This window comes from Ensifer sp. Root278 (assembly GCF_001429285.1).
GTDB lineage: Bacteria > Pseudomonadota > Alphaproteobacteria > Rhizobiales > Rhizobiaceae > Ensifer.
The window spans coordinates 92162-111959 of sequence record NZ_LMJJ01000034.1 but is presented as its reverse complement, the minus strand read 5'-3'; the positions used below and the strand labels follow the sequence as shown (position 1 = coordinate 111959).

Sequence of the window (19798 nt, the reverse complement as noted above, 5' to 3'; positions counted from 1 at the left end):
CACCCTTTGATCCGCTGGATTTGCTCTGCCCGAGATGGCGGAAGCATCCGACTATGATGATTTTTCAGGGATGCGGCCGATGTGCCCGTCCTGGGTGAGATTCTTATGACTGCAGTCAAATCTTCTGCGAGAACACTGCTCGCATCGCTCTCCATTGCGCTGGTCGCAACTACCCAATCCCACGCCGCTGCGACGGACTACGAGTTCCAGCTCGTTCAGTCGGAGGTCGCGCAAGGCCCCGAGGCGACCGTCGCAGTCCGTCTCGTCGACAAGAGGACCGAAAAACCCGTCTGCGACGCCATAATCTTCACCACCCGAATGGACATGGCTCCGGAAGGCATGGAAGCGATGACCACCCCGGTCGAGGCCCTGCCGCCGACGGAGCCCGGTGTCTACCGCTTCAAGACGAACCTCAGCATGGAGGGCGGCTGGCGCTTCAAGCTGGCGGCAAAGGTCCAGGGTGAGGCCGAAACCGTCCAGGGCGAATTCGATCTGCAGGCGACGCCGTGAAGACCTTCAAATTCCTGCTCCTCGTTAGCTCCCTCGCCGTTGCCGGCGGGGGAGGCTACGTGGCGGGCACGCAAAGCCTTGCCACCCACATCAACAGGATCTTCTCCGAGCAAGCGCTCGGGGAAACCATGCCCTCTGCAGTCATGCCGACCGGCAAGGTCATCTACTATCGTAGTTCAGACGGTTCGCCGGAATACTCGGCCACACCGAGAGAGACCGCAGACGGTCGTGCTTTCGTTGCCGTGCGCGAGAGCGAGGACATCTCCTTCGACACGGTGAAGAAAGCTGCTCCCCAAAAGGCTGAAGCCACGCCGACGGCGGGCGAGCGAAAAGTACTCTATTACCGCAACCCCATGGGCCTTCCAGACACCTCCAAGGTGCCGAAAAAGGACTCCATGGGCATGGACTATCTTCCCGTATACGAGGGAGAGGAGGCGGACAGCTCCGTCGTGAAGGTCTCGCTCGGCAAGTTACAGCGGACCGGGGTGAAGACGGCGACGGCAGAGAACGCCGTCGTCAGCCGCCAGGTGCGGGTGCCTGGAACGGTCACGTTCGACGAGCGCCTGGTGCGGATCGTCTCGATGCGCGCGAACGCATTCATCGAGGGCGTCGCCGATGTGACGACTGGCGACCGGGTGCGGAAGGGCGACGAGCTCTTCCACTTCTTCTCGAAGGACATCGCCAAGGCCGGGGCCGAATACGCCACGGAACTGCGCGGTGGTGGCGAGCCAGACCTCGACGTCGGCGGCGCGCTGCAACTGCGCAATCTCGGCGTGCCGGAAGAGACGGTCAAAGCGATCGCCCGGAGCCGGACGGTGCCCAGAAGCATCGCCTATCTCTCCCCGAGCGATGGCGTCGTCCTCGAACGCAGCGCGACGACCGGCATGATGGCCGAGGCTGGCGATGTCCTCTTCCGGATTGCCGACATGTCGAAGGTGTGGGTGATCGCGGACGTACCCGAATTCGATGCCGCGACCATCCGGCAAGGCGCGCATGCGACGGTCCGGGTGCGGAACCTGCCTGGCAAGACCTTCGAGGGCGCAGTCGATCTGATTTATCCCGAGCTTCAGACGCAGACGCGCACCGCCAAGGTGAGGATCGAGCTTTCCAACGCCGAGGGCCTGCTGATCGCGAACATGTACGCCGAAGTCGAGATCGCCTCCGGTGCCACCGCCCCGGTCGTCGCGGTGCCCAACAGCGCCGTTATCGACACGGGCGACCGACAGGTGGTGTTCGTCGACAAGGGCGAAGGCCGCTTCGAACCGCGTGACGTCGAGCTCGGAGCGCGCGGCGATGACCGAACGGAAATCAGGAAAGGCATTGAAGCCGGAGAGAAGATCGTCGTCTCCGCCAACTTCCTGCTCGACGCCGAGAGCAATCTCAATGCGGCTCTAAGCGCCCTCACTGCGGACGAGGTGAAACCATGATCTCGAACGTCATCGCCTGGTCCGCTCGCAATCTGGTGCTGATCATCGTTGGGGCCGCCCTCTCAATCGCCGCGGGTGTCTACTCGTTGCGTTCGCTTCCGCTCGACGCCATTCCCGATCTCTCGGATGTGCAGGTCATCGTCTTCACTGACTATCCCGGTCAGGCGCCGCAGGTGGTCGAGGATCAGGTCACCTATCCGCTGACGACGTCGATGCTGACGGTACCGCGGTCGAAGGTCGTGCGCGGCTTCTCCTTCTTCGGCATCTCCTTCGTCTACGTCATATTCGAGGACGGGACCGATCCCTATTGGGCGCGAAGCCGCGTGCTCGAATACCTCAACGCCGCCGCAAGCCGGCTTCCCGAAGGCGTCTCGCCGAGCCTCGGCCCGGACGCGACGGGTGTTGGCTGGGTCTACCAGTACGCCCTTGTCGCCAAGGAGCTGTCTCTGGCCGAACTGCGCTCGTTGCAGGACTGGGTCGTGCGCTTCGCCGCCTCGAAGTCCGACGGCGTGGCGGAAGTCGGGAGTGTCGGCGGCTTCGTCAAGCAGTACTCCATCGTCGTCGATCCGGCGCGTCTGCGCGCCCAGAACGTGACGCTGAAACAGATCGCCGACGCAGTGCGCGCCAGCAACCGCGACGTCGGCGGGCGGACGGTCGAGATTTCCGAGTTCGAGTTCATGGTCCGTGGCCGCGGCTACCTGCAGGGTATCAAGGATATCGAGAACATCGTGCTGATGACCGAAGGCGGCGCGCCGTTACGCCTCGGCGACGTGGCGCGGGTGGAGACGGTTCCCGATGAGCGGCGCGGCATCACCGAACTCAACGGCGAAGGCGAGGTCGCAAGTGGCATCGTGCTGCAGCGGGTCGGCGAGAACGCCCTCAACGTCATCGACAGCGCCAAGAAGAGCCTGGCGGCGATCAAGGATAGCCTGCCGGCTGGCACCGAGATCGTGCCCGTCTATGACCGTTCGGAGCTGATCAAGGCGGCGATCGAGACGCTCAAGGGCACGCTGGTCGAGGAGTCGATCATCGTCGCACTGGTGACGATCGCCTTCCTCCTGCATGTGAGGAGCGCGCTCGTCGCCATCATCATGCTGCCGATCGGTATCCTGATTTCCTTCATCGCGATGCGGGCGCTTGGCATCGGGGCCAACATCATGAGCCTCGGCGGCATAGCGATTGCCATCGGCGCGATGATCGATGCGGCGATCGTTATGATCGAGAACGCCCACAAACACCTGGAACGCGCGCCGCCCGACAAACCCAGAGCCGAAGTCCTGATCGAAGCGGCAAGCGAGGTCGGCCCGGCACTGTTCTTCAGCTTGCTGATCATCACCGTGTCCTTCCTGCCGATCTTCACACTGGAATCGCAAGAGGGGCGACTGTTCGGACCGCTTGCCTTCACCAAGACCTTCGCGATGGCGGCGGCGGCGTTGCTGTCGGTGACACTCGTTCCGGCGCTGATGGTCCTGTTCGTGCGCGGCCGGATCGTGCCGGAGCACAAGAACCCGCTCAACCGCTTTCTGATCTGGACCTACCGTCCGATCATTGCCGGCGTGCTGCGGGCGAAGACGATCACGATCCTGCTCGCGGTCGCGGCGCTCGCCGCAACGGTGTGGCCGGCGCGTCAGATCGGCAGCGAGTTCATGCCGACCCTCAACGAAGGCACGCTCATGTACATGCCGACGACCTTGCCCGGCCTGTCGGTGACCAAGGCGGCTGAGCTGATGCAGACGCAGGATCGGATCATCAAGTCCTTCCCCGAGGTCGAGACGGTCTTCGGCAAAGCGGGCAGGGCGCTGACTGCCACAGATCCGGCCCCGACGGAGATGTTCGAGACAATCATCACCCTGAAGCCGAAGTCGCAATGGCGGCCAGGCGTGACCATCGACAGCCTCAAGCGGGAGATGGATGCAGCTCTTCAGTTCCCCGGAGTCTCCAACGCCTGGACCATGCCGATCCGCGCCCGCATCGACATGTTGTCGACCGGCATCCGTACGCCCGTCGGCGTCAAGGTCTACGGAACTGACCTCAAGGAGATGGAGCGGGTGGCGCGCGACATCGAGACGGTACTGAAGGCCATCCCCGGCACGTCCAGCGCCTACGCCGAGCGTGTCATAGGCGGATACTTCCTCGACATCGTGCCGGACCGCACCGCGCTCGGGCGCTACGGCCTCAGCATCGGTGACGTGCAGGATGTCATCGCCACGGCGCTTGGGTCCGAGGTGGTCACCTTGACCGTCGAGGGAAGGGAGCGCTACGGCGTCGCCGTCCGTTATCCGCGGGCCTTCAGAAGCGATCCACAGTCGATCGCGCGCGACATCGAGGTCGCGCTTCCCGGCGGCGGAACGGTGCCCCTCGGTGCTGTCGCCGACGTCAAGCTCGAACGCGGTGCGACAACGATCCGGACCGAAAACGGCCAGCTCGCGGTCTACATCTTCGTCGACATCGCCGACCGCGATCTTGGCAGCTATGTCTCCGAAGCTCAGGAAGCCGTCGCGAAGAGCGTGTCGCTTCCATCAGGCTATTCGGTCGCCTGGAGCGGGCAGTACGAGTATCTGGAACGGGCAAAAGCGCGCCTCGCGATCGTCGTGCCACTGACCCTCGCGCTGATTTTCCTGCTGCTCTACCTGAACTTCAAAGCGCTGACCGAGACCCTCATCGTCATGCTGTCGCTGCCCTTCGCGCTCGTTGGCGGCATCTGGCTGATGTGGTGGCTGGGCTTCAACGCCTCGGTGGCGGTGGTCGTCGGCTTCATCGCGCTTGCTGGCGTGGCGGCAGAGACGGGTGTGATCATGCTGATCTATCTCGACCAGGCGCTTCGCGAACGCCGTGAGGAATGCGACCGCGAAAAGCGCCCCTTCACGCGGGACGACCTGCATCACGCGATCATGGTCGGAGCGGTGGAACGGGTGCGACCGAAGATGATGACGGTCGTGGCGATCATCGCAGGGCTGGTGCCGATCCTCTGGAGTACCGGGGCCGGATCGGAGATCATGCAGCGCATCGCCGTGCCGATGATCGGCGGCATGATCTCGTCGACGGTGCTGACGCTGGCGGTCATCCCGGCAATCTACGGCCTGGTGAAGGGCTGGCGGCTGCCAGCCCTAGCCGACACCCGGTCGCCGACGAGAGCGGCCAGCGCCGGGCTTCTGACGCCGATAGACGGCAGGATCCAGCGGTAGACGAGTGAAGGTTCAAGGTCGGATGGGGCAGGAGCCGAGTTGCTTCGAAATGCCGGTCCACGTCCGCCTCGATCGAGGAATGGCGGCACCAGCAGAACGGAGGCGGGAATATCCTCGAAAAAACAATGGACGTTGCCCCGGAGGTGTGTGACGAAACCAAATCTGAAACCCATGACGGGGGAGGTTGCAGTGCCTCCAGCAAAGGTGCCCAATGGCGAATATGCAGAAGTTCGATCTGTCTTCCGTCGAGCCGGAAACCGGCACGCCAGCTGCCGACCGGCTGATCTCCGGGGCGCCGCAATTCAGTACCTGGAACCTGGAGGAGGCCGATGGCGGCCTCTATGCCGGGGTCTGGGAATCGACGCCCGGCAAGTGGCGGATCGTCTATGAGGAGTGGGAATATTTCCACATCATCTCCGGCTATTCGATCGTCACGCAGGATGGTGGCGAGGCGGCGCATTTGCGCGCCGGCGACAGCATGATCCTGCGTCCGGGCTTCGAAGGGACCTGGGAGGTCGTGGAGACAACCCGCAAGGACTACGTCATCCGCTTGTGAGTGCCGAAGCGCCGGAGATTGGGCGGTCTTCGATGCAGCTACCAGACGAGGTCGAGACGCTCCAGGCCGTGGAAATGAAACGCGTCCTTCACCTCGGGCTCGTTCTTCAGCCGCATGTCCGGCAGCCGCCGAAACAGGATCGGCAGCGATAGATTGAGTTCAAGCCGGGCCAGCGGCGCCCCGATGCAGAAATGCAGGCCGGCCCCGAAGGAGACATTGGCGCCTTCATCGCGCGTCGGCCGGAACGCATTCGGGTCCGTGAACTTCTTCGGGTCGACATTTGCCGCCCCGAGCAAAAGGCCGATCTTGTCGCCCTTGCGAAGGGTGATGCCGTCTTCCAGCTCGACATCCGAGAGAGCGTAACGCTGGAAAATATGCAGCGGTGCCGCAAAACGCAGGCACTCCTCGATCGCCAGCCCCGTTGATGCCTCCGTGGCAAACAGATCCTCGGCGGAAGGTCCGGATTGCAGGATGGTTCTCACGGCATTGCCGATCTGATGCACAGTCGCTTCGTGACCGGCATTGAGGAGCAGGGCGGTGGTCGAGACCAACTCTGCCTCGGAAAGTCGTTCGCCATCCTTTTCCGAGGTGATCATGTGCGTCAGCAGGTCATCGGCGGGATTGCGGTGTTTCTCGGCGATGATCTCTCGCAGATAGGCGGCAAATTCGGCGGAAGCCTGGTTGGCGTCGAGTTCGGTCTCGTGGCTCGGGTTGAAGACATACATCCGGACCATGCGGTGCGACCAGTCGAGAAGATCGGGCGCCGCCTCGACCGGTATGCCGAGCATGCGGGCGATGATCGTCACGGGGATCGTTTCGGCGTACGTCTTGAGCAACTCGACCTCGCCGTCGCCTTCGAAACCATCGATAAGGGCGTGCGACAGCTGCTCGATATCCGGTCTCAGCTGTTCGATCTGCCTTGAGACGAACGCCCGGTTGACCAGGGTGCGCAGCCGCGTGTGTGCCGGCGGCTCGAGCTCCAGCAGCGAATGTTCCTCCAGCGCGTCGAAGTCCCTCAGATGTGGCTTCGGCGCCGACAGGCCGACCTCTTCGCGCGTCGCCACATGCAGGATCTGCCGACCGAAACGGCGGTCGCGGAGCAGCACGTTTACCTGGTCATAGCCTGCGAAATACCATTGTTGCCGCTCCTCCCAGAAGAAGGCCGGACATTGCGCGTGGATTTCGGCATAGGCGGCGAGCGGCTCACGGTAGAAAGCGGGATTGCGCGCATCGATAGAAACGCGCCTTTGGGCGCCGTCAATGGTTATGGCAGGCATGCAACGGGCTCTTTACAGAATTTGACCGACGTCTATTTCTACGGGAACCGGCGTTCAGCCGGCAAGTGCAGATATCCCTCCGGCCATCGGCATGGCGTTGACAGTGTCGGTAATGGTCGTCAATCTCCTGGCGCTGCGTAGGGCGCATCGGCAAGAGGCTGAAAGGGCACGCCCGCCTACGGGAGACACACCGTAGTTGCGCCCATGCCAAACCTTGAAAACCTGAAGAAGCAGGCGAAGCAGTACCTCAAATGGCATCGCGAACGGTACCATCCGGTCGCAGCGGAGATCAGGGCGGCCTTGCCCCGTTACCGTGACCTTGATGACGACGCCATTCTCAAGGCGGAGTTCAAGCTCGCCGACGCGCAGGAGCTGATCGCGCGCCAATCGGGATTCGATAGTTGGCAGGCGCTCAAATCAGGAGCCCTGACAATGACCCCGCACTCAAAACCCACCACATCGCAGCCGGTGCTGCAGTCGACCGCCGCTCAGCTGTTCGTTGCCGATATCAAGGCTTCGTGCGACTTCTACGCGGAGAAGCTCGGCTTTGCCGTCGATTTCGTCTACGGCGACCCGCCCTTCTATGGGCAGGTGATCCGCGACAGTGCCAGGCTTGCTCTGCGCCTTGTCTGCGAGCCGGTCTTCGTCGGCGACATCCGCCAACGCGAAGACTTGCTTTCGGCTGCCATCACGCTCGAAACCGTCAATGACATCAAGCAATTGTTCCTGACCTATCAGGCTGCTGGCGTACACTTTCACCAGCCGCTGCGGACAGAACCCTGGGGCGCCCGCACCTTCATCGTGCTCGATCCGGACGGAAATCTGATCCTGTTCGCAGGGCCGGCCGACTGATCGAGAGCGGCGAAAATGGACGCCGGCGATGCTCGTGCTGTCCCGGCATCCACCCGTTCGCTCCCGTATTGCAGTTGCGAAACAACTTCTGTTCTCCGCCCTTTTTCAGTGGCGCCCGGTGACCTATTTGCGCAATGATGCGGGCAGCAGGCAGGGAGCGGCATGGCAAAAAACCAGTCCAGTCTATCGGCGGGGATCGTGGCAGCGATCCGCAAGCGGCGTCCCACGGTCGTTCATCGCGAAACTGCGGTGAACCGCGGCGATATCGTCATCGCCTCCTACAACATCCATAAATGTGTCGGTACCGACGGCCGTTTCGATCCCGGGCGGACCGCCAATGTGATCGGCGAACTGGGCGCCGATATCGTTGCGCTTCAGGAAGCGGACCAGCGGTTCGGCGAGCGTGCCGGTCTTCTCGATCTCGAACATCTCCGGCGCGAGGCCCATCTCGTTTCGGTGCCGATCTCCGGCTTTTCGGCGAAGGGGCATGGATGGCACGGCAATGTGCTGTTGCTACGCGAGGGCGCCGTTTCCGATGTGAGGCAGCTGAAACTCCCAGGTGTCGAGCCGCGTGGCGCACTCGTCGTCGATCTCGACCTGAAGGTCGGCCCCTTACGCATCATCGCCGCCCATCTCGGTCTTCTCAGGCATTCCCGCGCCCAGCAGGCCGAGGCGATCCTTGAAGCGGCAGCCGGCGCGAACGGGCGGCCGACGCTGCTCATCGGCGATCTCAACGAGTGGCGCATGGGCCGGAGATCGTCACTGTCGTTCCTAAGTCCGGTTTTCGATCCGTCGCACGCCACGGTCGCGAGCTTCCCGTCGCGTTTTCCGCTGCTGCCGCTCGATCGCGTGCTTGGCAATCCGCACCACCTGGTAACGTCGGTCGCCGTGCATGACTCACCGCTTGCGCGGATCGCCTCGGACCATCTGCCGGTGAAAGCCTCCATCGCCTTGAAGGCTGCCCAACAGGATCACCGCGACGGAAATCGGGTTGGGGCCGGCCGTGCGGGGTCGGTCTGACGGCGAGGCGCGCTTTCGATGTTATCCTCCGTTCTGATCATCGTCGCCGCGATCGTCGGTGTGGTCGTGGCGGCCATCCTCTACATCTATGGCCGGTTCGGACGGCGCCCGCACGGGCTGCCGTCAACGGCACTTCCGGTGGCCGAGGCCGGTACGGAACTCGATCGGCTTATCATGCCCCTTCTTGCCGGCCGCCCGAACGCAAATGGCGTGGCGCTCGTGTCGGACAGTATCGAGGCCCTGGTAGTGCGCGCGCATGCGGCGCGGCGCGCCGGGCGCAGCCTCGATCTGCAGTATTATTACTGGAAGGATGATCTGACCGGTCTTCTGCTGGCCCGAGAGATTTTGGCGGCGGCCGACAGAGGCGTATGTGTCCGGTTGCTGCTCGATGACATCAACGCCGGCATTCATGATCGCATGTGCATCGCGCTTGACGCCCACCCCAATATCGAGGTGCGGCTCTTCAATCCCAGCCGGGCGCGGACCGACCGCTTTCGCCGCGGCTTCGAGATGGCGATCCGCGCCTTCAGCGCCACCCGCCGCATGCACAACAAGCTGTGGGTGGCGGATGGCCGGGTCGCAATCGCCGGCGGGCGCAACATCGGCGACGCCTATTTCGACGCCGCCGAGCTTTCCAACTTCCGCGACCTCGACGTCTGGATGGTGGGGCCGGTGCTGGACCAGGCGTCCGCCATGTTCGACCGGTACTGGAACAGCGACTCCGTCCTCCCGATCGCTGCACTGCGCACGCCACGCAAGCAATATTTGCCGGCGCTCCGTGAGGCCGTCGACGGGCTTGCCCGGACACCCGCGGGCCGGTTTTACATCGAGCGCGTCGACAAGGTTGCCCAGGAAACCGGCATCTATCACGGCACGCGGCGGCTTCACTGGAGTTCGCAGATCCGCCTGGCATCCGACCCGCCGGAAAAGGCGCTGATGCAGCGGCGCCAGAACTGGTTGCTGCGCGAACTCTTCCCGTTGATCGAAGCGGCGACGCGGGATTTGAGGATCATCTCTCCCTATTTCATCCCCGGCGTTGCCGGCACGCGAGAGCTTGCGGCCATCGTTTCGCGCGGAGCTCGGGTCGCGGTGCTGACCAACTCTCTCGCAGCGACCGATGTCGCAGCCGTTCACGGCGGTTACATCAAGTACCGCCGGAAGCTCATCCAGGCCGGCATCGCTCTCTTCGAATTGAAGGAGCAGGGCGACGTTGCCGAAGGGCACCGCATGACGTTGTTCGGGCGCCGCAATGCGAGCCTGCACAGCAAGGCTTTCGTGGTCGATGGCTTGAACGGGTTCGTCGGCTCGATGAACTTCGACCCCCGCTCCGCATCGCTCAATACGGAAATGGGTGTCGTCTTTGCCGATGCGGCTCTTGCCGGCGAGCTGGCCAGCATGTTCGAGGAGGAGACCTCGCCGTCGATCAGCTACCGGCTCGGGATGGACGGTTCACGGCTTGTCTGGCGTGATCGCGCCAACGGCTCCGAGCGGCTGTTGCGGCGCGAGCCGGATGCCAGCCTTGCCAGGCGGATGATTGCCAACCTGATCCGTATTCTGCCGATCGAGTCACAGCTCTAGGAAGGCGGCGCCGCCGATACACGATTTGCCGTTCGTTTACCGACGTCATCGAACCCTGTGTGAAATGCTCGGTCGCGGCGGCTTGCGGCGCGCATGTCGGCGAAAAAAGGTTCTATTGACAACCATGTGTGGAGGAGCGCCGAACTTCGCAGCAAAGGGCGCTTCGATTAAGCTTATCGAAGCTTCGCGACTTGAAGTGAAGGGTGTTGACACTCTATGTAGGGACAGAAGGCAAATCCCGTGATTCCCGGCTCGCAAAGGTTTTGCGAGCCCGATTGATGAAGGTTCGATATGAGAAATCCCGTTGATACCGCCCTGGCACTGGTGCCGATGGTTGTTGAACAGACCAACCGCGGTGAACGTTCCTACGATATCTTTTCGCGCCTTCTGAAGGAGCGCATCATCTTCGTCACCGGTCCGGTCGAAGATCAGATGGCGACGCTCGTCTGCGCCCAGCTCCTTTTCCTCGAGGCGGAAAACCCGAAGAAGGAAATTGCGCTCTACATCAATTCCCCGGGTGGCGTCGTCACCTCCGGTATGGCGATCTACGACACGATGCAGTTCATCAAGCCGGCGGTCTCGACGCTTTGCGTCGGCCAGGCGGCCTCGATGGGTTCGCTGCTCCTGGCGGCCGGCCACAAGGACATGCGCTTCGCCACGCCGAATGCGCGCATCATGGTTCATCAGCCCTCCGGCGGTTTCCAGGGCCAGGCTTCCGATATCGAACGCCATGCCCGCGACATCCTCAAGATGAAGCGCCGCCTCAACGAGGTCTATGTCAAGCATTGCGGCCGTACCTACGAGGAAGTCGAGCAGACGCTCGATCGCGACCATTTCATGAGCGCGGACGAAGCTCTGGAGTGGGGTATCGTCGACAAGGTACTGACCTCGCGCGAAGAGATCGAAGGCACCGAGCAGGCCTGATAACGCGCTTTTGTGTCGCGATAGATGTAATTGTGACACAATTGTAATGGCTCAAGGGCTTTATCGTCAGGGTAAAGCCGGTAATATGGACCGTTAATGCTATGTTGGATTCTGAGGGCATAGTGTTCGGATGAGTTGGGAGAGTCGTTGCAGCCGCATCGGGCATGGTCGCCCAGGTGCGGTAAGTACTCCCGGAAGCCCTGCGTGAGGATAGGCTACAGGGCGAATTGAGTGGTCCGCGATACTTCGCTTGAAGTGTCCGGCGTGCTGGAAGGAAGTGGAAATGAGCAAGGTCAGCGGAAGCAACGGCGGTGACTCGAAGAATACGCTTTATTGTTCGTTCTGCGGCAAAAGCCAGCACGAAGTCCGTAAGCTGATTGCCGGACCGACCGTCTTCATCTGCGATGAATGCGTCGAACTGTGCATGGACATCATTCGCGAAGAGAACAAGACCTCGATGGTCAAGTCCCGCGACGGTGTGCCGACCCCTCAGGAAATCATCAAGGTCCTCGACGAATACGTCATCGGCCAGCAGCAGGCGAAGCGCATCCTCTCGGTGGCCGTGCACAACCACTACAAGCGCCTGGCGCATGCCGCCAAGGGCAGCGACGTCGAACTGGCGAAGTCCAACATCATGCTCGTCGGCCCGACCGGCTGCGGCAAAACCTATCTCGCCCAGACGCTCGCCCGCATCATCGACGTGCCGTTTACCATGGCCGACGCCACGACGCTGACCGAAGCCGGTTACGTCGGTGAAGACGTCGAAAACATCATCCTCAAGCTGCTCCAGGCCGCCGACTACAACGTCGAGCGCGCGCAGCGCGGCATCGTCTACATCGACGAAGTCGACAAGATTTCCCGCAAGTCCGACAACCCGTCGATCACCCGCGATGTTTCGGGCGAGGGCGTGCAGCAGGCGCTGCTCAAGATCATGGAAGGCACTGTTGCTTCGGTTCCGCCACAGGGTGGTCGCAAGCATCCGCAGCAGGAATTCCTGCAGGTCGACACCACCAACATCCTGTTCATCTGCGGCGGCGCATTCGCCGGCCTCGACAAGATCATCTCCGCCCGTGGCGAGAAGACCTCGATCGGTTTCGGCGCGACGGTCCGCTCGCCGGAAGATCGCCGCGTCGGCGAGGTTCTGCGCGAACTCGAGCCGGAAGATCTGGTCAAGTTCGGCCTCATTCCGGAATTCATTGGCCGCCTGCCGGTTCTGGCGACGCTCGAAGATCTCGATGAAGATGCGCTGATCCAGATCCTGTCCGAGCCGAAGAACGCTCTGATCAAGCAGTATCAGCGCCTGTTCGAGATGGAAGACGTCGAGTTGACCTTCCACGAGGACGCGCTGCGCGAGATTGCCCGCCGGGCGATCGTGCGCAAGACCGGCGCCCGCGGCCTCCGTTCGATCATGGAGAAGATCCTGCTCGACACGATGTTCGAGCTGCCAACGCTCGAAGGCGTGCGCGAAGTGGTCATCTCCGACGAGGTGGTCAAGGGCGCGGCGCGGCCGCTCTACATCTACTCCGAGCGGTCGGACGAAAAGACCAACGTTTCGGCCTGATAACGCCGAATTATCGTTTGAGAAGCCCGCCTTGTGCGGGCTTTTTCATGTTCGCGCACTTAGCTGTTGAGACAAAGGCGCCCGAGCGCAGATTTCACAATTCGATTGTTGCTAAAGTGTCTCAAACAACGCAATGATGTCACGATTCAATGAAGGACCTTTATCGTTGCGCGTCCTTGAGCCTCGTTCTCCGTCGCAAGGCCCGCAACAGAAATGGTGCGTAGTCAGAAGGACCCGGCCACGGTTGGTGGGTGTCGCGTCCAGCCTTGAAATGGACGCGGTGGCACTCCACTTTGATGTGGAAAATATGACAACCGGGAGTGCCTGCGGGGCTCCCGGGAACGGGCCCGAAATCGGGACGGAAAGGAAATGACATGACGAACAAAACGTCACCGGCGACTGAAAGCGCGACCTACCCGGTCCTGCCGCTCCGCGACATCGTAGTCTTCCCGCACATGATCGTGCCGCTCTTCGTCGGCCGCGAAAAGTCGATCCGTGCGCTTGAGGAAGTCATGGGCACCGACAAGCAGATCATGCTTGCCACCCAGATCAACGCCACCGACGACGATCCGGAACCGTCCGCGATCTATGAAGTCGGCACCATCGCCAATGTCCTCCAACTGCTGAAGCTGCCCGACGGCACCGTCAAGGTGCTGGTCGAAGGCCGCGCGCGCGCCAAGATTGACGGCTACACGCCGCGCGACGAATTCTATGAGGCATCAGCGCACACGCTGAGCGAGCCGGAAGAAGATCCGGTCGAAATCGAAGCGCTGAGCCGCTCGGTCGTTTCCGAGTTCGAGAGCTATGTGAAGCTCAACAAGAAGATCTCCCCCGAGGTCGTCGGTGTCGCCAGCCAGATCGAAGACTATTCGAAGCTGGCCGATACGGTCGCCTCGCACCTGTCGATCAAGATCGTCGAGAAGCAGGAAATGCTGGAGACCACCAGCGTGAAGATGCGTCTGGAAAAGGCGCTCGGCTTCATGGAAGGTGAGATTTCCGTCCTGCAGGTCGAAAAGCGCATCCGCTCGCGCGTCAAGCGCCAGATGGAAAAGACCCAGCGCGAGTACTACCTCAACGAACAGATGAAGGCGATCCAGAAGGAACTCGGCGACGGCGAGGATGGCCGTGACGAGATGGCCGAGATCGAGGAGCGCATCGCCAAGACGAAGCTCTCCAAGGAAGCGCGCGAAAAGGCTGACGCTGAACTGAAGAAGCTGCGCCAGATGAGCCCGATGTCCGCGGAAGCGACCGTGGTTCGCAACTATCTGGATTGGCTGCTCGGTCTGCCCTGGGGCAAGAAGTCGAAGATCAAGACCGACCTGAACCATGCCGAAAACGTGCTCAACACGGATCATTTCGGTCTCGATAAGGTCAAGGAACGCATCGTCGAGTATCTCGCCGTGCAGGCGCGTTCGTCGAAGATCAAGGGCCCGATCCTGTGCCTCGTCGGCCCTCCGGGCGTCGGCAAGACCTCGCTCGCCAAGTCGATCGCCAAGGCGACCGGCCGCGAATATGTGCGCATGGCGCTCGGCGGCGTTCGTGACGAAGCCGAGATCCGCGGTCACCGCCGCACTTATATCGGCTCCATGCCGGGCAAGGTGGTGCAGTCGATGAAGAAGGCGAAGCGGTCCAACCCGCTGTTCCTGCTCGACGAAATCGACAAGATGGGCCAGGACTTCCGCGGCGATCCGTCGTCGGCTCTGCTCGAGGTGCTGGATCCGGAACAGAACTCGACCTTCATGGACCACTACCTGGAAGTCGAATACGACCTGTCCAACGTGATGTTCATCACCACGGCCAACACGCTGAACATTCCGGCGCCGTTGATGGACCGTATGGAAGTGATCCGCATCGCCGGCTACACCGAAGAGGAAAAGCTGGAGATCGCCAAGCGGCATCTGCTGCCGAAGGCGATCCGCGACCACGCGCTGCAGCCGAAGGAGTTCTCCGTGACTGACGGAGCCCTGATGGCGGTCATCCAGACCTACACGCGGGAAGCCGGTGTTCGTAACTTCGAGCGCGAATTGATGAAGCTCGCCCGCAAGGCGGTGACCGAGATCATCAAGGGCAAGACGAAGACGGTCGAAGTCACGGCGGACAACATCAACGACTACCTTGGTGTTCCGCGCTTCCGTCACGGCGAAGCCGAACGCGACGATCAGATCGGCGTGGTCACGGGTCTTGCCTGGACCGAGGTCGGCGGCGAACTGCTGACGATCGAAGGCGTCATGATGCCCGGCAAGGGCCGCATGACGGTCACCGGCAACCTGCGTGACGTGATGAAGGAATCGATTTCGGCGGCGGCGTCCTATGTCCGCTCGCGGGCGATCGATTTCGGCATCGAGCCTCCGATGTTCGACAAGAGCGACATCCACGTGCACGTGCCGGAAGGTGCGACGCCGAAGGATGGTCCGTCGGCCGGTGTCGCCATGGCAACCGCGATCGTGTCGATCATGACCGGCATCCCGATCTCCAAGGACGTCGCGATGACCGGCGAGATCACGCTGCGCGGCCGCGTGCTGCCGATCGGCGGTCTCAAGGAGAAGCTGCTGGCAGCGCTCCGGGGAGGCATCAAGAAGGTGCTGATCCCCGAAGAGAACGCGAAGGATCTCGCCGAGATCCCGGATAACGTGAAGAACGCGCTCGAAATCATCCCGGTTTCGCGGATGGGCGAGGTGCTTGTACACGCCCTGGCGCGCATGCCGGAACCGATCGAATGGGACCCGGCAAGGGAGCCGGCAACCGTCGCAGTGGTTGATTCGCAGGACGAAGCAGGCACCTCGATCGCCCACTAAAAAGTGCCGGTGAATGGGCGCAGCGACCTCACGCGGCGCCCATTTTGCAGAAAAATTGGGAAGACCGGCCTCTGGCCGGTCTTTTTTGTTGTAAAAGCGCCCTGCAAGCCTTGCATTCCAAGGGATTAGGCGCAATTGGGAAAGGCAAGACGCGGGCGATGCGCAAGCCGCCGCGGCTTAAAACACAGTCGTTTCGAACCAATCTGAAAGGGGTGGAAACATGAACAAAAATGAGCTCGTGTCTGCCGTTGCTGAGAAGGCCGGACTTTCCAAGACCGACGCATCTTCTGCAGTTGATGCAGTTTTCGAGACCATCCAGGGCGAGCTGAAGAGCGGCGGCGACATTCGCCTGGTCGGCTTCGGCAACTTCTCGGTTTCGCGCCGCGAAGCCTCGAAGGGCCGCAACCCGTCCACGGGTGCGGAAGTTGACATCCCGGCTCGTAATGTGCCGAAGTTCACGGCCGGCAAGGGCCTGAAGGACGCCGTCAACGGCTGATCAGATTTGCTTGGCGGTCGGACACGAGGCCGGCAGTCCAGGTATTCGAGGGTTCGGCGAAAGCCGGACCCTTTCGCATTCCGGGGGGCTGCCCTTGCGGCCTCCTGCCATTTGCTCTACGGCTTGCCCATTCTCAGGGCGGGGTGAAAGTCCCCACCGGCGGTAAGGGCGCTGCAATATCATGCGGTGACCCAAGCCCGCGAGCGCCTTTCTCCTGAAGCGGGGAAGGGGTCAGCAGATCCGGTGCAATTCCGGAGCCGACGGTCATAGTCCGGATGAAAGAGAATGGTCGTCGGCACGAAGAGCAGGGCTGCCCGGCGTCGTGCCGTGCGCTCATGCGTCCTGATTTGTGTTTGTCCATTTCTCAGGATGCGTGACATGAATCAGACTTCCCTCGGTTTGTCCTCCTCGCGCGCCATGGCCGGTGCCGGCTTCATGGTGCTGGCCGGTATTGCCTTCGCCGGGCTCAATGTCGTTACCCAATGGCTGACGATGAAACTCGGCTTTCCCGCTGCCGCCACGGCCTTCTGGCAATATGCCTTCGCCCTTCTCTTTTCTTTGCCGTTCCTGCGGCGCGTCGGACTTTCGGCGATGCGCACCGATTACCCGTGGCGCCACGTCGTGCGCGTGGCCCTCGCGGCCTTCGGCGTCGGGGCCTGGGTCTCCAGCCTTGCGCATGTGCCGATCTGGCAGGCGATTGCCCTGGTGATGACCTCGCCGTTCTTCATCATCCTTGGCGCTCGCCTGTTTCTCGGCGAACGCGTCGGTCCGGCCCGCTGGACCGCGACCGCGGTCGGATTTGCCGGTGCGATGATCATTCTTGAACCCTGGTCGGACAGCTTCACCTGGGCAGCGCTGCTGCCGATCCTCTCCGCCTTGCTCTGGGGCGCCTCGTCGCTCATCACCAAGAGCCTGACGAGCAGCGAGCGTCCCGAAACCATCACCATCTGGCTGCTTGTCCTTTTGACCCCGATCAATGGCGCCATTGCGCTCACGGCCGGTTTCGCGGTGCCGCAGGGCATGGCGCTCGGCCTTCTCGTGCTCGCCGGGGTCATGACAGTGTTCGCGCAATATTTGCTGACGCTCGCCTATACGGTTGCCGACGCCGCCTATGTGCAGCCCTTCGATGATTTGAAGCTGCCGCTCAATGTCTTTGCCGGCTGGCTGGTCTTCGGTTACGCACCGACAGGCTATCTCTGGTTCGGTGCGGTCCTGATCCTTGGCGCGTCACTGTTCATCATGCGCAACGAGAGTCGGCGCGAACGGGAGGCTGTTGCAACCTGAACGGTGTAAAACCCGGCCGGTGTCATTCGGCTGTCATCGCAGTCGCGCAGAACCCCCATGTTTTCAGTATTCTCCATGGGGGATTTCAATGATCATTACTTCGCGCGTGACCGCCTTCGCGGCCGTCCTTCTTGCTTCCGCGGCATTTCCTGCGGCGGCTGAACCTGTATTCAATCGTATTGCGTCCTTTGCCGTTGCCGACAATCTGCCCGATGGTGACGCGCGCAAAGCGCCGACGTCCGCCGAGATCATCACGGCCAGCGAAGACGGCAATACGCTGATCTACTCCGACAGCCCGGGCAAGCGCGTCGGCCTGATCGACATCACCGATGCCAAGGCGCCGAAGGCAGCCGGCACAATCTCTTTCGACGGTGAGCCGACCTCCGTTACTGTTGCCGGCGCCAAGGCGCTCGTTGCGGTCAACACGCGCGAAAGCTTCGTCAAGCCTTCCGGACTTCTGGCAATCGTCGACCTGGCGTCGAAGAAGGTGGATGCGACCTGCGATCTCGGCGGTCAGCCGGATTCGGTGGCCGTCAACAAGGACCGCACGCTTGCGGCCATCGCCATTGAAAACGAGCGCGACGAGGAAGTGAACGACGGCAAGATCCCGCAGATGCCGGCCGGCGATCTGGTGATCCTGTCCTTGAAGGACGGCGTTGCCGATTGCGGCTCGCTGAAGCGCGTGACGCTGACGGGTCTTGCCGAAATCGCTGGCGAAGATCCGGAGCCGGAGTTCGTCTCCTTCAACGGCAAGGACGAGATTGCGCTGACGCTGCAGGAGAACAACCACATCGTCATCATCGACGGCAAGACTGCGACGGTGAAGACGCACTTCTCTGCTGGCACCGTCGACCTCAATGATATCGACATCAAGCGCAACGGCGCCATCGCCTTCAAGGACGAGCAGCCGGGCCGCAAGCGCGAGCCCGATGCCGTGAAGTGGCTCGACGATAACCGCATCGTCGTTGCCAACGAAGGTGACTACGAAGGCGGCTCGCGCGGCTTCACGATCTTCGACACCAGCGGCAAGGTGCTCTACGAATCAGGCGCCAGCTTCGAGCATGCCGTTGCCGCGATCGGCCACTACCCGGAAAAGCGCTCGTCGGCCAAGGGCGTGGAGCCCGAAGGTCTGGAAGCGGCCAAGTTTGGCGACGACAACCTGTTCTTCCTGCTCGCCGAACGGGCTTCCGTCGTCGGCGTCTACAAGGACACGGGTGCGGAGCCCGAACTGCTGCAGCTGCTGCCGTCGGGCATCTCGCCGGAAGGCGCCGTCGCGATCTCGTCGCGCAACCTGCTTGCGACCGCCAATGAAGTCGACCTAGGCGAGGACGGCGGCGCACGTTCGCATGTGATGATCTATGAGCGCGCTGAGGGCGAAGCCGCCTATCCGCAGATCCGGTCCGCCGAGAAAGACGGGCTGCCGATCGGCTTCGGTGCACTCTCCGGTCTTGCTGCCGTCTCGGACAAGCCGGGCTTCCTGCGCGCCGTCAACGACTCGGTCTTGTCGTCGCAGCCGACGATCTTCACCATCGACGCCACCCAGAAGCCGGCGCTGATCACCGAGACGCTCGCCATCACCCGTGACGGCGCACCTGCTCAGAAACTCGACATCGAGGGTATCGCCAATGACGGGGAAGGGGGCTTCTGGCTCGCATCCGAAGGCAATTCCGACAAGCTCTACAGCCACGCGCTCTTCCACGTGAACAAGAAGGGCGAGATCAAGAAGGAAATCGCTTTGCCTGAGGCGCTGCGTGCCGGCGAAACCCGCTTCGGCTTCGAAGGCATCACCGTCGTTGGCGAAGGCGACGACCAGACGCTGTGGATGGCTGTTCAGCGCGAATGGAAGGACGACGAGAAGGGCTTCGTCAAACTCGTCTCCTACAAGCCGAAGAGCGAAGAGTGGGGCGCGGTGCGCTATCCGCTCGAAAAGGCCGGTGGCGGCTGGGTCGGCCTGTCGGAAATCTCCGTTCATGGTGACTACGCCTACATCATCGAGCGCGACAACCTGATCGGCCAGGCAGCCAAGCTCAAGAAGATCTATCGCGTCGCGCTGACGGAACTGAAGCCGGCAGGACTCGGTGGCGAACTGCCCGTCGTCAAGAAGGAAGAGGTTCGTGACCTCATTCCGGACCTGAAGGCGCTCAACGGCTACGTCGTCGACAAGGTCGAGGGCTTCACCGTCGATGCAGCCGGCAATGGCTACGTCGTCACCGACAATGACGGTGTCGACGACTCCTCCGGCGAAACCCTGTTCTTCTCCATTGGCGCCATCAACGCGATGTAAGCGTTAACGCCCGGAGAAAACGGAAGAGGCCGGGACATGATGTCCCGGC

General features: G+C 62.1%; 14 protein-coding genes and 1 riboswitch. Of the genes, 13 read left to right on the top strand and 1 reads right to left on the bottom strand.

The window, feature by feature from the left end:
- Positions 1–105: 105 nt before the first annotated feature.
- From ASE60_RS20255 to ASE60_RS20240, 4 genes are all read left to right on the top strand, one after another.
- Complete coding sequence (locus tag ASE60_RS20255; RefSeq protein ID WP_057252372.1) at positions 106–510, top strand: FixH family protein; 405 nt, start codon at positions 106–108, stop codon at positions 508–510.
- Positions 507–1937 carry an efflux RND transporter periplasmic adaptor subunit gene (locus tag ASE60_RS20250; RefSeq protein WP_057252370.1) on the top strand — a complete coding sequence of 477 codons (1431 nt, stop codon included), beginning with the start codon at positions 507–509 and terminating at the stop codon, positions 1935–1937. Before ASE60_RS20255 ends, ASE60_RS20250 begins: the two co-directional genes overlap by 4 nt.
- Positions 1934–5122 (top strand): CusA/CzcA family heavy metal efflux RND transporter, encoded by a 3189-nt coding sequence (locus ASE60_RS20245; protein ID WP_057252368.1) that lies wholly within the window; start codon positions 1934–1936, stop codon positions 5120–5122. The genes ASE60_RS20250 and ASE60_RS20245 overlap by 4 nt, the downstream gene beginning before the upstream one ends.
- A 211-nt stretch (positions 5123–5333) precedes the next feature.
- Positions 5334–5678 (top strand): cupin domain-containing protein, encoded by a 345-nt coding sequence (locus ASE60_RS20240; protein ID WP_057252366.1) that lies wholly within the window; start codon positions 5334–5336, stop codon positions 5676–5678.
- A 38-nt stretch (positions 5679–5716) separates the two neighbouring features.
- On the opposite strand, the gene ASE60_RS20235 is transcribed toward ASE60_RS20240, so the two are convergent.
- Positions 5717–6955, bottom strand: coding sequence for a cytochrome P450 (locus ASE60_RS20235; protein ID WP_057252364.1), 1239 nt, complete (start codon positions 6953–6955; stop codon positions 5717–5719).
- Between the two features lie 204 nt (positions 6956–7159).
- On the opposite strand from ASE60_RS20235, the gene ASE60_RS20230 reads away from it, so the two are divergent.
- The 9 genes from ASE60_RS20230 to ASE60_RS20190 all read left to right on the top strand — a co-directional run bounded on the left by ASE60_RS20230 (position 7160) and on the right by ASE60_RS20190 (position 19749).
- Complete coding sequence (locus ASE60_RS20230; RefSeq protein ID WP_057252362.1) at positions 7160–7807, top strand: VOC family protein; 648 nt, start codon at positions 7160–7162, stop codon at positions 7805–7807.
- 162 nt (positions 7808–7969) lie between these two features.
- Positions 7970–8827: an endonuclease/exonuclease/phosphatase family protein gene (locus ASE60_RS20225; protein ID WP_057252360.1), complete on the top strand. Its 858-nt coding sequence runs from the start codon at positions 7970–7972 to the stop codon at positions 8825–8827.
- Positions 8828–8845: 18 nt separating this feature from the next.
- Positions 8846–10405 (top strand): phospholipase D family protein, encoded by a 1560-nt coding sequence (locus ASE60_RS20220; RefSeq protein WP_057252358.1) that lies wholly within the window; start codon positions 8846–8848, stop codon positions 10403–10405.
- 291 nt (positions 10406–10696) lie between these two features.
- Positions 10697–11329 carry an ATP-dependent Clp protease proteolytic subunit gene (locus ASE60_RS20215; RefSeq protein ID WP_057252356.1) on the top strand — a complete coding sequence of 211 codons (633 nt, stop codon included), beginning with the start codon at positions 10697–10699 and terminating at the stop codon, positions 11327–11329.
- 283 nt (positions 11330–11612) lie between these two features.
- Entirely contained in the window at positions 11613–12890 is a 1278-nt protein-coding gene (gene clpX / locus ASE60_RS20210; protein WP_034803621.1) for an ATP-dependent Clp protease ATP-binding subunit ClpX, read from the top strand.
- Positions 12891–13264: 374 nt separating this feature from the next.
- Entirely contained in the window at positions 13265–15685 is a 2421-nt protein-coding gene (gene lon / locus ASE60_RS20205; RefSeq protein ID WP_057252354.1) for an endopeptidase La, read from the top strand.
- 220 nt (positions 15686–15905) lie between these two features.
- Positions 15906–16181, top strand: a complete 276-nt coding sequence (gene hupB, locus ASE60_RS20200; protein ID WP_057252351.1) for a DNA-binding protein HupB — start codon at positions 15906–15908, stop codon at positions 16179–16181.
- A 125-nt stretch (positions 16182–16306) separates the two neighbouring features.
- Positions 16307–16472: riboswitch (FMN riboswitch) on the top strand.
- A gap of 78 nt (positions 16473–16550) precedes the next feature.
- Complete coding sequence (locus tag ASE60_RS20195; RefSeq protein ID WP_192494661.1) at positions 16551–17465, top strand: DMT family transporter; 915 nt, start codon at positions 16551–16553, stop codon at positions 17463–17465.
- An 88-nt stretch (positions 17466–17553) separates the two neighbouring features.
- Positions 17554–19749: an esterase-like activity of phytase family protein gene (locus tag ASE60_RS20190; protein WP_057252347.1), complete on the top strand. Its 2196-nt coding sequence runs from the start codon at positions 17554–17556 to the stop codon at positions 19747–19749.
- Positions 19750–19798: the final 49 nt, after the last annotated feature.